This window comes from Pseudomonas sp. A214 (genome assembly GCF_900156295.1).
Taxonomy (GTDB): Bacteria; Pseudomonadota; Gammaproteobacteria; order Pseudomonadales; family Pseudomonadaceae; genus Aquipseudomonas; species Aquipseudomonas rhizophila.
Window position 1 is genome coordinate 165,262 of the sequence record NZ_LT707062.1, and the last position, 14,092, is coordinate 179,353.

Genomic DNA, 14,092 nt, shown 5'->3' on the forward strand with positions numbered 1-14,092 from the left:
GGCGGCCACAAGGCTTACCACAGTGAAAAAATACTCGGTCAATATGAAGAACGCTCGGCCACGCCGGCGCTTGAAAGGGCCTATCATCCGTGAATATGCGCTCCGACTCCAGCGCGAAAGTGCCGATCTGCGGCTTTTAATCGCAGACCGAGCGCTCTAGCACGCTTAATTGAGGTTTTCGACGAGCAGTGCATCGACCCGCTGAAACCCTCTCGGAAGCTTGTTGCCCCGCCGACCGCGTTCACCTTTGTAGTGTTCAAGATCGTCTGCCTTCAACGAAAGCGTACGCTTTCCAGCCTGCAGCACAAGCGTGGCGCCTTCCGGCAACACTGCAATATCCGTGACATATTCCTCACGACTTGCCACCCGTTCGCCGGAAATACCGATGATCTTGTTGCCTTTACCTTTACCCAACTGTGGCAAGTCACTGATTTTGAAGACCAGCAACCGACCTTCGGTCGTCACCGAAGCCAGCCAGTTGTTCTCACGATCGGACACAGGTCGCGGCGCTATGACCTTGGCGTTATTCGGCAGGCTCAACAACGCCTTGCCCGCCTTGTTCTTGGCTTGCAGGTCCTCACCCTTGACGACAAACCCGTAGCCGGCGTCCGACGCAATAACGTACAGCCCGTCATCATCAGGCATCAGCACGCATTCAAAAGTTGCACCCGGTGGAGGAGTTAATCGACCGGTCAGTGGCTCGCCCTGTCCGCGAGCCGATGGCAGGGTATGCGCCGGCACCGAATAACTGCGCCCGGTGGAGTCGACGAACACCGCAAACTGGTTGGAACGCCCGGCCGCCAGGGCCTTGAAGCCATCCCCGGCCTTGTAGGAAAGCCCCGTCGCGTCAATATCATGACCTTTGGCAGAGCGTACCCAACCTTTTTCTGACAGCACGACAGTCACTTTCTCGTTCGGCAGCAGATCGTGCTCACTCAGCGCCTTGGCTTCGGCGCGCTCGACGATAGGCGAGCGACGGTCGTCGCCGTAGGTTTCGGCGTCCTTGAGCAGTTCGGTGCGCACCAGCTTCTTGAGCTTGGCTTCGCTGCCCAGCAAAGCTTGCAGCTTGGCCTGCTCCTTGAGCAGTTCATCCTGCTCGGCCCGCAGCTTCATCTCTTCCAGCCGCGCCAATTGCCGCAGGCGGGTATCGAGAATGTAGTCGGCCTGGATTTCGCTCAAGGCGAAACGCTCGATCAGGCTGGCCTTGGGGTGCTCCTCGGTACGGATGATATGAATCACTTCATCCAGGTTGAGGTAGGCAATCAGCAAACCGTCCAACAGGTGCAGGCGACGTTCGACCTTGTCCAGGCGAAATTGCAGGCGCCGGCGCACGGTCTTGACCCGGAACTCCAGCCATTCCACCAGCAGCGCCCGCAGGTTTTTCAGCTGTGGCTTGCCGTCCAGACCGATGATGTTGATGTTGACCCGGTAGCTGGACTCAAGATCGGTACTGGCAAACAGGTGCTGCATCAGCGCGTCATGATCAACCCGACTGTTGACCGGAATAATCACGATCCGGCAGGGGTTCTCGTGGTCGGATTCGTCGCGCAGGTCAGCGACTTGCGGTGCTTTCGACGGTTTTGCCTGCATCATCGCGGCAATCTGTTCCAGCACCTTGGCCCCGGAAACCTGGTGCGGCAGGGCGGTGACGATGATGTCGCCATCTTCGATGTGGTACACCGCGCGCATACGCACCGAACCGCGACCGGTTTCGTAGATCTTCAGCAGGTCGGCGCGCGGGGTGATGATTTCCGCTTCGGTTGGGTAGTCCGGGCCCTGAATGTGTTCGCAGAGCTGCTCCACCGTGGCTTTGGGCTCGTCCAGCAAGCGCACGCACGCGGTGGCCACTTCCCGCAGGTTGTGGGGCGGCACATCGGTGGCCATGCCCACGGCGATACCGGTGGTGCCATTGAGCAGGATGTTCGGCAAACGCGCTGGCAACACCAGGGGTTCATCGAGAGTACCGTCGAAGTTCGGCCCCCAGTCCGCGGTGCCCTGGCCCAGCTCGCTGAGCAGCACTTCGGAATAACGCGACAGCCGTGCCTCGGTGTAACGCATGGCAGCAAAAGACTTGGGATCGTCTGGCGCACCCCAGTTCCCCTGGCCGTCCACCAGGGTGTAGCGGTAGCTGAACGGCTGGGCCATCAGCACCATGGCTTCGTAGCAGGCCGAGTCACCGTGAGGATGGAACTTACCGAGCACGTCACCGACGGTACGCGCCGACTTCTTGTGCTTGGAATCGGCATCCAGCCCCAGCTCACTCATGGCGTAGATGATCCGCCGCTGAACCGGCTTCAGACCGTCGCCGATGTGCGGCAAGGCGCGGTCCATGATCACGTACATGGAGTAATTGAGGTAGGCATTTTCGGTGAAGTCAGCCAGCGACCGGCGCTCTACGCCGTCTAAGCTGTCTGCAAGAATGTCGCTCATGCGGGCCTCATCAGTTCGTTGTCTGGCGCAGCAACATGGTGCCGCCGCGCTGGGTAAATTCAAGTTTGTTCAGGGCGCTCATGCCCAGCAGCACTTGCGTGCCGCCCAGGCCTGGCGCCACCAGGGCACGGACATCGCGCAATACGATGTCACCCAATTGCAAACGGTCGATACGGGTGCGATAACCCTCGCTCAAACCGTTGGCGGTGCTCAACGTCACACCGAAACCTTTTTCCAGCTTGAGGCGCGCAGCCAGCTCCTGCGGGATCGCCACGTCCGTGGCGCCGGTGTCGAGCATGAAGTCCACCGGTTGGCCGTTGATCTGGCCGCTGGCGACAAAATGCCCCTGTTTATTGCTGACCAGCTTCACCTCGATAAAACCTTCACCCTTTTGCGAATACACCTCGGTATTGGGATTCTGCGCACGCTGCTCCCACTGGGCAAAAAACCGCGTCGCCAGAAACAGCGCCGCGCACCAGGCCAGTATCATCAACACCCGGCCGGCGCGCTTGCCCGGCGGTTGCTGGCTCATGGCGTGGCGCCCCAACCACCGTCCGGCGCGGCAAAGCGCCAGATGATCGGCCGCCGTTCACCGTCGGCCCGTGCCCCGTCGTTGTTATCCAGACCAACCCAGGCGCCCTCGGCATCCACCACCAGCGCTTCGGCCAAGCCGTAGTTCTGTGAATAACGACGGTTTTCCTGCAACGCCTCGGCGGCGAACGACCAGCAACGCTCCACTTGAGCGGTTTGCGAGTCACGCCGGCAAATCTGATAAGCGTTGCGCTCCAGGGTAAACAGCTTGCCGTCGAACAGTGACAGATCGGCGAAATCCCGTGATACCGCCCGGGCATTGAGAAACTGCTCAGGTTGCATCTGCTTCCCCGCTTCACTGAGCAACACGCAGTTGCCATCACACTCCCACACCGCTTGCTGACGCTTGATCAGCAACAACCCGCGACGCTCCCGCTCAGCGGCCAGCCATAGCTGATCACCGGCCGGATTGATCGCCAAGCCTTCAAACAACGCATTGAAATGCAGCAACATGCCGCTGGCCCGCGCCTGGCGGATCATCGCCGGTCCGATTTTCAACCAGGACGCGGCGCCCGTCGGCGACACCTGCAACACCGCGGCATGGGATTCACTGACCACGTAGCGATTGCCGGCACTGTCACAACTGATGCCTTCGAAATCCAGCTCGCCACCGCGCAGGTACGACGCAGCCCAGGTCCGCGATCTCAAACCCCACGGCAAACCGCTGTCCGGCACCGGCGGCACCTCGATTTCAACGGCTTCTGCCTGCCAGACCGGCGCATCAGAAGACTTGAGACGGTAGATCCGATCGTCATCGCGATCCGACACCGTCCACATTTCACCCCCGCACACGGCCAGCCCGGACAAGTTACCGCCACGCAAATCCTCGACGGCATGCTCGGACAGCAACTTCAACTGCGGTGCAGGACCTGCGACCACCACCCCCGCCCACAGCAACAACGCCAGGGCGAAACCGTTGCGCATCAGGCCAGCACCTCGGCCAGGTCCCCTTTGGATTCGAGCCAGGACTTGCGATCGCCAGCGCGTTTTTTCGCCAGCAGCATGTCCATCATTTCCGAGGTCGCTTCGAAATCATCCAGGGTCAACTGCACCAGGCGGCGCGTGTTCGGATCCATGGTGGTTTCGCGCAGTTGCGGCGGGTTCATCTCGCCAAGGCCCTTGAATCGGGTCACCTGCGGTTTGCCGCGTTTCTTTTCGGCCACCAAACGATCAAGAATGCCATCGCGCTCAGCCTCGTCCAGGGCGTAGTAGATCTCTTTGCCCAGGTCGATGCGGTACAGCGGCGGCATCGCCACGTAGACGTGACCGGCGTCCACCAGCGGGCGGAAATGCTGGACGAACAACGCGCAGAGCAACGTGGCGATGTGCAGACCGTCGGAGTCGGCGTCGGCGAGGATGCAGATCTTGCCGTAACGCAGTTGGCTCATGTCCGCGGCGCCCGGATCGACACCGATGGCCACGGCAATGTTATGCACTTCCTGGCTGGCCAGCACTTCGCTGCCGTCCACTTCCCAGGTGTTGAGGATCTTGCCGCGCAACGGCAGGATCGCCTGGAACTCTTTGTCCCGCGCCTGCTTGGCCGAACCGCCGGCGGAATCACCTTCCACCAAAAACAGCTCGGAACGCATCGGGTCCTGCCCGGCACAGTCAGCGAGCTTGCCGGGCAACGCCGGCCCCTGGGTGATGCGCTTGCGCTCGACCTTCTTGCTGGCCTTGAGGCGCCGGCCGGCGTTGTTGATCGCCAGTTCTGCCAGGGCCAAGCCGGTTTCCGGGTTAGCATTGAGCCACAGGCTGAACGCGTCCTTGACCACCCCGGAAACAAACGCCGCCGCTTCGCGGGACGACAGACGCTCTTTGGTCTGGCCGGAGAATTGCGGCTCCTGCATCTTCATCGACAATACGAAGGCAATGCGCTCCCAGACGTCTTCCGGCGCCAGCTTCACGCCACGGGGCAGCAGGTTGCGGAACTCGCAGAACTCGCGCATGGCGTCGAGCAAACCCTGGCGCAACCCGTTCACGTGGGTGCCGCCCTGAGCGGTGGGGATCAGGTTGACGTAGCTTTCCTGGACGCTTTCGCCGCCTTCGGGCAGCCACAACAGCGCCCAGTCCACCGCTTCCTTATTACCGGCCAGGCTGCCGCAGAATGGCTCGTCCGGCAGGCGTTCGAAACCGTTGACCGCGTCAACCAGGTAAGAACGCAGGCCGTCCTCGTAATGCCACTCGACTTTCTCGCCGGTGGCCTTGTCCTCGAAACTGACCAGCAGCCCCGGACACAACACGGCCTTGGCCTTGAGCACATGCTTGAGGCGGCTGACAGAGAATTTCGGCGAATCGAAATACTTCGGGTCCGGGGCGAAATACACGCTGGTCCCGGTGTTGCGCTTGCCGACGGTGCCGACCACTTCCAGTTCGGTGGCCTTGTAGCCATCGGCGAACGTCATCTGGTATTCGTTGCCGTCACGCTTGACCCGCACGCGGACCAGGGTCGACAAGGCGTTGACCACGGAAATACCTACCCCGTGCAAACCGCCGGAGAACTGGTAGTTCTTGTTGGAAAACTTGCCACCCGCATGGAGCTTGGTGAGGATCAACTCGACGCCGGATACGCCCTCTTCAGGGTGAATATCCACCGGCATACCGCGACCGTCGTCGCTGACTTCCAGCGAGTGATCGGCGTGCAGGATGACCTGCACCGAACGGGCGTGCCCGGCCAAGGCTTCGTCGACACTGTTGTCGATGACTTCCTGGGCAAGGTGGTTCGGCCGACTGGTGTCGGTGTACATGCCGGGGCGCTTGCGCACCGGGTCGAGGCCCGAGAGGACTTCGATGGCGTCTGCGTTATAAGAGCTAGCGCTGGGAGTGGCCATGGGGTCTCGTCGTCAGTGTTCAATGAAAAAGAGGCGATGGCTCACAGCGACGTGAAGTCGATCGCCTGGTACAAATCGGCGCCAATGCCGGCAAAACTCAACAGCGCCGGCAACTGCTGGGCAAACCCTTGAAAACTGTGGTCGCCGCCGGCCTGGATGCGCAAGGCACAGGCGCGGTAATACTGCTGGGCGTGGCGATAATCCAGCGTTTCGTCACCGGTTTGCAACCATACCTGATACCGCTGCGGATCCTGGGGCGCCGGCACTTCCAGTTCGGCCAGGGCCGTGACGTGGTCGTGGGTCAATTCCCAGGTTTCATCGGTGTACAAATTCTTCTGCGTGCCCAGGTAACCGTCGAACATCCGATGGGGGCTGACCGCAGGGTTGACCAGCAGGGCCTTGAGCCCGTGGCGCTCGGCCAAGTGAGTCGCATAGTAGCCGCCGAGCGAGCTGCCGACCAGCAGTGGGCGGCCCAGTTGTGCAATCGCCTGTTCCAGCTGACCGATGGCCTGGCGGGGGTGGTGATGCAAGGCGGGCACCTGTAGCTGGTCGCTGAGGCCGAGGCGTGCCATTACTTCGATCAACTGACTGGCCTTGGTCGACGCTGGGGCGCTGTTGAAGCCGTGGATGTAAAGGATCGAACCCGACATTGCCGACTCCCTGGGTGTTGGGCAAAGGGCGGAGTTTACAGGGAGATTGCGGTGATTGGGGGGGATTTGCCCGTGTTGTCGCCTCCTATGACCCGTCGATCACAGCACCCGTGGGAGCAAAGCTTGCTCGCGAGGCGGCTTTGTAGCCGATCTGTTTCTCCCGGTTGTACTTCGATCAAACTGTGGGAGCGAGCCTGCTCGCGATGGCGGTCTGATTGAGTACATATCCATTGCTGCGGTAACGGCTACTTATGGTTCCGCTCTTACAGCGGCTCACTTTTGAGAAGCCGGAATGCCGGCCCAGGCAAAAGTAAGCAAAACGCTTTTGCCCCACCACTCGGCACCTCGCCTAGGCTCGGCGTGCCCTCACTCCGGCATTGCTCCGTGGGCCCGCCGCGAAGGGCCATCCATGGCCCAGCGCGGCTATCCCGGCATCCATGCCGGGATGCCCACTCCACAATGCCTGCGTTCGGCCAGCGTGGTTAACGGGGCGCCCAAGATCAACGTCCACCGCGAGGCGGCCTGAGAGCCGACCTGGCTTAGGGTGATCGCGTTTCTCCTGTGGGAGCGAGCTTGCTCGCGATGGCGATGGGTCTGCTTGCATCAATGCTGAATGTGCCGCTGCCATCGCGAGCAGGCTGAACTGGCCTAATGATTTTGGACACTTCAATCGGGCGCTATGATGGCGCCCAAATCTGAGGTGTTTGGATATGCGCAAATCTTATTCCAGTGAGTTCAAGCTCAAGGCTGCCAGCATGGTGCTGGACGAGGGCCAGTCCGTTCCCGAAGTCTGTGCCAGCCTGGATATTGGCCCTACCGCCTTGCGCCGTTGGGTCGACCAGGTTCGCAAAGAGCGCTTGGGTTCGACCCCCGAGGGGGCTAAGGCGATTACCGCCGATCAGCGAGAGATTCAGCAGCTCAAAGCGTTGCTCAGGCAAAAAGACCTGGACATTGAAATCCTAAAAAAGGCCAGTGCTCTCCTGCTTTTGGACTCCAAAGATCATTCTCGTTGATCAACGAGCTGGACGAGCAGTACGGCGTTAACAATTGCTGTCGGGCGTTTGGGGTCAACCGCAGCAGCTTTTACGCCTGGCGTCAGCGCCAAGGCAAGGTGAAGCCTGAGCGGGAGAAACTCAAAGCCGTGCTGGTCGAGCATCACAAGGAATCCAGAGCATCCGCCGGGTCTCGCACCCTTTCCAAGGAACTGCAAGCAAAGGGGCATCGTGTCGGGCGACATCTGGCTCGCAGTTTGATGCGCGAAGCCGGTGTTGCCAGTCATCAGCGGCGGCGGCACAAGTACAAATCTTCCGGCGTGGAAGCGCTGGTAGCGCCGCATGTGCTCAAGCGCAAGTTTGATGTCACGGCGATCAACCAGGTGTGGTGTGGAGATGTGACGTACATCAAGGTGGGTAAGCGCTGGATGTATTTCGCGGCAGTGTTGGATTTGTTTGCTCGCCGGATCGTGGGGTGGTCGTTTTCAATGATTTCCGATGCCACGCTGACCTGCGAAGCGTTGCGAATGGCGGTTCAATTGCGAGGCTGTCCAAAAGAGGTGCTGTTTCATTCTGACCAAGGTTGCCAATACACCAGCCACAAATTCAGGAATGAGATGCGCAAGCATGGACTCCTGCACAGCATGAGTCGTAAAGGTGAGTGCTGGGACAACGCCCCGATGGAGCGTTTCTTTGGGAGCCTGAAATCAGAGTGGGTGCCAGACGATGGCTACAGCTCGGAGCATGAAGCCCGCGTGGATGTGCAACGTTATGTGATGCGATACAACAACGTCAGGCTCCATAGCTACAACGACTACCGGTCGCCGGTAGCCATGGAGAAACTGGCGGCGTGAAACCTTAACTGGTGTCCAGAATTACTTGACCAGTTCAGGCTCGCTCCCACAGGGATTTGTGGTGAATGCGATACCTGAGAACAACTCGAAAAAAATGTGGGAGCGAGCCTGCTCGCGATGGCGGTGGACCAGCTTGCATCAGCGTTGGATGGACCACCATCTTCGCGAGCAAGCTCGCTCCCACAGTTGGATTGAAGTACTGCCACCGGAGACAGGTCGGCGATAAGTGCTCCCCCACAATGCTTCCGCTCGGCGCTAGCGCGGATCGACGATATCCAACGCCCGGTTCGCCAACAATTCACTGAGTTCGATCATCTGCTGGACTCCCAGGGCGAAATGCCGACGCGAGCCTTCCAGGTCGAAGGTCAGGTCGCCGAGCATGGCGTTGGCGGAGGCTAGGGTTTCGCTGAGGTTGGCTAGGAGGGTTTCGGTGTCTGCGCTCTCCGCGACGGAGAACAGTTGGCTTGAGGGTTGTTTCTTCTTGGGTTGGGGCTTGGGGTCGAGATAATGGTCGATGGCGCGCTTGGCGGCTTCATCGAGTTTTTGGGGATCGAGACCGGCGTGGGGTGATGAGGGATCAGTTTCGGGGGGATTGGGTGTGGCTTTGAACATAGGGTGACACTCCGTTTACTGGTTGGAGCTACCACGTTCGTTTCCAAGCGAGGGGGTGGCAGCCGTACGCAGGTTGGAAAACCGGGGTAAACGAGCCCGACAGACCCGAAGGTCTCCCGCGCACAGCCGCCATAACGAAAGCATGGTCAAAAAACGACCGCAAGCATACGTTATGAAGGGCGCTTTCGCGCCGTCTACTTATCGGATTTCCAAGCCCGGCCGCTGAATTTGCAGCGACGGAAAAAGACTAGCGACAGCCCTTCCCACCCGGCAACCGCCAGAGTTCGTCGGAAAAATCTACTGCAGCCCGGAGGCCTGTCCGACCATTCCCACAATCCTGGTCGGCTGTCAGGCCGCCATCGCGAGCAGGCTCGCTCCCACACTGATTTCGGTCGCTTATAAGATCAGTGCCCACCGCCAATCTTGTGGGAGCAAAGCTTGCTCGCGATAGCGGTGAGTCTGCTTGCATCAATGCCGAATGTACCGCCGCCTTCGCGAGCAAGCTTTGCTCCCACAGGTCCAGCTCAAACAAGTCTGATGGGTGTACACCTGCAAGAGCCAGGCCGGCTCTCAGGCCGCCTCGCGGTGGAGGTTGATCTTGGGCGCCCCGTTAACCACGCTGGCCGAACGCAGGCGTTGCGTAGTGGGCAACCCGGCATGGATGCCGGGTTAGCCGCGCTGGGCCATGGATGGCCCTTCGCGGCGGGCCCACGGAGCAATGCCTTCGTTCGGGCATGCCGAGCCTAGGCGAGGCACCGAGTGGTGGGGCAGAAGCGCTTTGGTTACTTTCGCGCTTTTCGAAAGTGACCCGCCGTAAGGGCGGAACCATAAGCCGCCGTTACCACAGCAATGGATATGTACTCAGTCAAGCCGCCATCGCGAGCAAGCTCGCTCCCACAGTTGGGCCGAACTTAATACCCGTTGGAGCCATAGTCCGGGGTAAACGCAAACCCAACCACCCGCTCAACCCCCGTCTCCAACCGCCCATCCGGCAAAAGCCGCAACCACCGATACCCCGGCGCCTGCCCCCCCACCGCAAAATCCTCACTCCCCGGCTCAAACTGAATACAGGTCGAAGGCGAAGCCAACAAACGAATCCCCTCACGCACCTGATCAACCTCCTGATGCACATGCCCCCACAGAACAGCACGCACCTGAGGAAACCGATCCAACACCGCAAACAGCGCCTCAGGATTACGCAACCCAATCGGCTCCATCCACGCACACCCAATCGAAACAGGATGATGATGCAGGCACACCAAGTGATGTCGCTCCGGCGCCTCGCTCAAGGCATTGGCCAACAGAATCAACTGCTCCTCAGCCAAAAACCCCGGCACAGAACCTGGCACGGCAGAATCGAGCATCGTCACCCGCCAATTGCCAATGTCCACCACCGGATCGAGCAACGTACTCTTGACCGCCGCCTCAAGCATCACCTGCGGCTCATCATGGTTACCGGGAATCCAACGCGCCGGCGCGTCGATACGCGCACTCAGTTGCCGAAACGCCTCATAGGACTGCAGCGTTCCGTCCTGGGACAAATCCCCAGTGGCAAGCATCAGGTCAATGTTCGGCTGCTGCTTGAGCACCAAGTCAATGACCGCCCGCAGGCTGTCGCGGGTGTTCATGCCCAGCAACGAAGCGTCGGCCTCGGCAAACAGGTGACTGTCAGACAGTTGGACCAGCAGCGCCGTATCGGCGGTGGTCAAGGTGGATACGCTCGGCAAATCGCTCTCTCCCAGGCGCGACTACGCCATTGGATGAAGCGGCAATTATGCTGGGGAAGATCGAAAGGGGAAACCCGCGAACCGGAACCGGTTCACAACCAGTGTCCAGTTTTTGACCGGCAGCTACCGAACAACCTCGAATTCGTGGCCCAGCGCCAGGCAATGACTCAGCCATTCCCCCAGAAACAGGTTCAACTGGGCCTTTTCATCCGGTTGGTGCATCGACGCATTGGGATAAGGATAGATGCCGCGAAAACGTCGCGCATGTTCGGCGCTCACGACTTCGGCCATGCGCGCATCGTGATAGACCTGCACTTCCAGTTGCGGCACCGGCAACCAGGGCAGGCTGTGTTCCTGGCGCACTTGCAAGGTGGTGGTGTATGGGCAGGTTTGCAGCACTTCAATGGCCAGCACGCCGAGCATCTGGTCGCCATGGGTCACGGCGATGCGCCGGGGCGCGGGGTCGTTGCGCATGTCCGGCAACAAGCGCATCAGGCGGGCGTAGTTGGCCTCGCAGGCGGCCTGCAACCCGACCAGATCGACGCGATAACGGTCGCGCAGCTTGCTTAAGACCATAGCCCCCTCACTTCATCGCGATTCAAGGCCAGCCATTGCAAGGCAATGATGCTGGCCGCGTTGCAAATCTGCCCGTCGCGCACTGCTTGCAAGGCATCTTCAAAAGCCCAGACCTTCACACGAATGTCCTCGGCTTCTTCCACAAGCCCATGCAGGCCACCTGCCCCCGCACTGTCGCAACGCCCCAAATAAAGATGCACGAATTCATTACTGCCGCCCGGCGATGGAAAATACTTGGTCATCGGCCAGAGCGCAGCGAAGACAAGCCCAGCTTCCTCCTGCGCTTCGCGATGAGCAACTTCTTCCGGTTGCTCGTCCTTGTCGATCAGGCCGGCCACCAGTTCCACCAGCCAGGGGTTGGTGGTCTTGCCAATGGCGCCGACGCGAAACTGCTCGATCAGTACCACCTCATCGCGTTGCGGATCGTAGGGCAGCACGCACACCGCGTCATGACGCACGAACAGTTCACGGCTGATTTCACGGCTCATGCCACCGGCAAATAACTCGTGGCGCAGGTGGACGCGATCGAGTTTGTAGAAACCCTGAAAGCAGTTTTCACGCTTTACGATGTCCACGGCGCTCGGTGTGGCGTTGGCGAAATCGGTCATGACAGTCCTCGTTTGCAGCGGATCGATGCGAGGTTCCAGCCTCGGCTTCGCGCCATCCTAACGCGCCCGTACCGTTTGATGCAGCCCCTTTCCAGTCATCGGGATAGACGGCTGCCCTCAAAGCCACTCTAATGAGCTTAGTGGCGAACTGATTGCCCTGCCGACAGTCGAAGCGGGTAACTTTTCGCCTTTCCCTGTTTCATGAAGGACGCCCATGTCGCTTTTCAAAACCCTTTGCGTGGCCACTATTGCCCTGACCCTGGGCGCTTGCCAAAGCCTGTTCCAACCCAACTACCGCGCTCCGCTGGAAACTACCCGCGATGCCTCGGAACAACTGCAACCAGGATGCGCCAGCGCCGACTGCCCCCTGGTCAACATTGACACCCTGCGCTTTCCCGCCGAGCCGGCCTTGGACGGCATTATCGAGAAACGCCTGCTGCAAATGACCCGCACCACACCGGACGCTCCGGTGGCGCCGACGCTGGCCGCCTACCGCGAGCAGTTTTTGCGCAGCGCCGCGCCGCGCAACAGCAGTTACTTGCAAGCCAAGGTACGGGAACAGCATGACGGCTTGGTGATCATCGAATTGTCCAGCTACCTGGACACTGGTGGTGCGCACGGTACGCCGGGGCGCGGTTTCATCAACTATTCGCGCCAGCAGCACAAAGTATTGACGCTGTCGGACATGCTGCTGCCGGGCCAGGAAGAGGCGTTCTGGAAAGCCGTGCAGGTCGCCCACAACAGCTGGCTGATCAGCACCAAACTGGATCAGGAACCGGAGTTCGTGAAGCAGTGGCCGTTCCAGAAAACCCCGAACGTGGCGCTGACCTACGGCGGCGTGATCCTCAAGTACCAAGTGAGCACCATCGCGCCATACGCCCTGGGCCACATCGAACTGAAGATCGCTTACCCGCGCCTCAATGGCATCCTCAAGCCCGAGCTGTTTCCCGGCCGTAGTTGAAAGCCCGGCCCAGTATCAGTTGCAGCAACCCTGCCAGGACCAGCGACGGCAGGGTGGCGCCGATGTCCGGGTAGAAGTTGGCCAGCAGGTGATAGGTGCTCACCCCGCCCAGCCAGGCCAACAGTGCCGGCCAGCACAACGCCGCTGACACGACCCGGCTGGCGCGCTTGCGCAGGATGAAGTGGTCCACCAGCACCACCCCGAACAGCGGTGCGAACACCGAGCCGATCAGCAACAGGAAATTCTGATACTGCGCCAACGGCGCGAAGCAGGCGATCAAGGTGCAGACCACGCCAATCGCCAAGGCCAGGTGCTCGACTTTCAACCCCGTCAGCATGCCGCTGGACACCGCCGCCGAGTGGATATCAGCGAAGGCATTTTCCGATTCATCCAGCAAAATCAGCAGCAGCGGGATGCCCAGCCCGGCGCCCGCCAGGGCCAGCAACAGCGCGTTGACTTCACCGCTCGGCGCGAACGCCAGGGTGTAGGCCACGCCCAGGCTCATCAGCCAGAAATTACCGATAAAGAACCCCAGCGCGGTGCCGCCGAAGACGTTTTTTGCGCGTTTGCCGAAGCGCGAGTAGTCGGCAATCAGCGGCAACCAGGACAGCGGCATGGCTATCGCAATGTCGAAACCGACGGCAAACGGCATCGAACCATCTCCCGCCCGCGCCCACAACGCCGCCAGATCAGCCTTGGCAAACAGGTTCCAGGTCAGCCAGATGCACGCCGCCAGCAGCAGCCAGATGCCCCACTTGCGCAGGACCTTACGCACGAACGTCAGCGGCCCGCTCACTGCCAGCAGGGTCGCCAGTGCGCCGAAAAACAATGTCCACAGCAGTGGGTTCGAGCCCAGGCTGCCCTCGTTGAAGGCCCGGGCGCCGAGCAGGCTGGCGGCGTCACGCATGACGATGATTTCGAATGAGCCCCAACCGATCAACTGCAGCAGGTTCAACACCGCCGGCACGCTCGCGCCCTTGCCGCCGAGGCTGAGCTTGAGGGCAGCCATGGCCGACAGGCCGGTGTCACTGCCGATCACCCCGACGGCCGCCAGCAGCAGGACGCCCACCAGCGTGCCGAGGAAAATCGCCAGCAACGAACCGCTCAGGCCCAGGCCCGGCGCGAGCAAGGCGCCAACCTGCAAGACCATGAGGCCGATGCCGAGGGAGAACCACAGGGAAAACAGATCGCGGGCGCCGAAGACGCGCCTGTCCAGGGGGACGGCGGCGTCGGGGGAGTAGGTGCTGGGTTGGATGTTCAAAG

13 protein-coding genes are annotated in these 14,092 nt (G+C 60.6%); 3 read left to right on the plus strand and 10 right to left on the minus strand.

From position 1 onward, the window contains the following. Positions 1-165 precede the first annotated feature (165 nt). The 5 genes from parC to BW979_RS00735 are packed head-to-tail and all read right to left on the minus strand — an operon-like array spanning position 166 to position 6,499. Positions 166-2,430 carry a DNA topoisomerase IV subunit A gene (gene parC, locus BW979_RS00715; protein ID WP_047227291.1) on the minus strand — a complete coding sequence of 755 codons (2,265 nt, stop codon included), beginning with the start codon at positions 2,428-2,430 and terminating at the stop codon, positions 166-168. A gap of 10 nt (positions 2,431-2,440) precedes the next feature. Further along, positions 2,441-2,962, minus strand: a complete 522-nt coding sequence (locus tag BW979_RS00720) for a retropepsin-like aspartic protease family protein (protein WP_076382906.1) — start codon at positions 2,960-2,962, stop codon at positions 2,441-2,443. Next, the gene (locus tag BW979_RS00725; RefSeq protein ID WP_076382908.1) at positions 2,959-3,945 is read right to left on the minus strand and encodes an esterase-like activity of phytase family protein; all 987 of its coding nucleotides are present in this window, start codon (positions 3,943-3,945) and stop codon (positions 2,959-2,961) included. The genes BW979_RS00720 and BW979_RS00725 overlap by 4 nt, the downstream gene beginning before the upstream one ends. Further along, positions 3,945-5,849 carry a DNA topoisomerase IV subunit B gene (parE, locus tag BW979_RS00730; RefSeq protein WP_076382910.1) on the minus strand — a complete coding sequence of 635 codons (1,905 nt, stop codon included), beginning with the start codon at positions 5,847-5,849 and terminating at the stop codon, positions 3,945-3,947. Before parE ends, BW979_RS00725 begins: the two co-directional genes overlap by 1 nt. 41 nt (positions 5,850-5,890) lie before the next feature. Continuing rightward, a complete protein-coding gene (locus BW979_RS00735) occupies positions 5,891-6,499 on the minus strand; it encodes a YqiA/YcfP family alpha/beta fold hydrolase (protein ID WP_047227287.1) in 609 nt (202 codons plus the stop codon). A 710-nt stretch (positions 6,500-7,209) separates the two neighbouring features. Here BW979_RS00735 and BW979_RS27700 point away from each other — a divergent pair. After that, the gene (locus tag BW979_RS27700; RefSeq protein ID WP_047230570.1) at positions 7,210-7,512 is read left to right on the plus strand and encodes an IS3 family transposase; all 303 of its coding nucleotides are present in this window, start codon (positions 7,210-7,212) and stop codon (positions 7,510-7,512) included. Continuing rightward, complete coding sequence (locus tag BW979_RS00750) at positions 7,509-8,345, plus strand: IS3 family transposase (RefSeq protein WP_047230569.1); 837 nt, start codon at positions 7,509-7,511, stop codon at positions 8,343-8,345. The genes BW979_RS27700 and BW979_RS00750 overlap by 4 nt, the downstream gene beginning before the upstream one ends. 255 nt (positions 8,346-8,600) lie before the next feature. Here the strand turns inward: BW979_RS00750 and BW979_RS00755 are convergent, their stop codons facing one another. From BW979_RS00755 to BW979_RS00770, 4 genes are all read right to left on the minus strand, one after another. Continuing rightward, complete coding sequence (locus tag BW979_RS00755; protein WP_047230571.1) at positions 8,601-8,957, minus strand: DUF6124 family protein; 357 nt, start codon at positions 8,955-8,957, stop codon at positions 8,601-8,603. Between the two features lie 911 nt (positions 8,958-9,868). Next, on the minus strand, positions 9,869-10,684 hold the full coding sequence (gene cpdA, locus BW979_RS00760; RefSeq protein WP_047225882.1) for a 3',5'-cyclic-AMP phosphodiesterase: 816 nt from the start codon (positions 10,682-10,684) through the stop codon (positions 9,869-9,871). Positions 10,685-10,807: 123 nt separating this feature from the next. Beyond that, positions 10,808-11,260 (minus strand): DUF1249 domain-containing protein, encoded by a 453-nt coding sequence (locus BW979_RS00765; RefSeq protein WP_047225883.1) that lies wholly within the window; start codon positions 11,258-11,260, stop codon positions 10,808-10,810. Next, positions 11,251-11,868, minus strand: a complete 618-nt coding sequence (locus BW979_RS00770; RefSeq protein WP_076382912.1) for an NUDIX domain-containing protein — start codon at positions 11,866-11,868, stop codon at positions 11,251-11,253. The genes BW979_RS00765 and BW979_RS00770 overlap by 10 nt, the downstream gene beginning before the upstream one ends. Before the next feature lie 214 nt (positions 11,869-12,082). On the opposite strand from BW979_RS00770, the gene BW979_RS00775 reads away from it, so the two are divergent. Continuing rightward, a complete protein-coding gene (locus BW979_RS00775; RefSeq protein WP_076382914.1) occupies positions 12,083-12,829 on the plus strand; it encodes a DUF3298 domain-containing protein in 747 nt (248 codons plus the stop codon). On the opposite strand, the gene cytX is transcribed toward BW979_RS00775, so the two are convergent. After that, a complete protein-coding gene (gene cytX / locus BW979_RS00780) occupies positions 12,798-14,090 on the minus strand; it encodes a putative hydroxymethylpyrimidine transporter CytX (RefSeq protein ID WP_076382916.1) in 1,293 nt (430 codons plus the stop codon). The genes BW979_RS00775 and cytX overlap by 32 nt on opposite strands. Between the last annotated feature and the right edge of the window lie 2 nt (positions 14,091-14,092).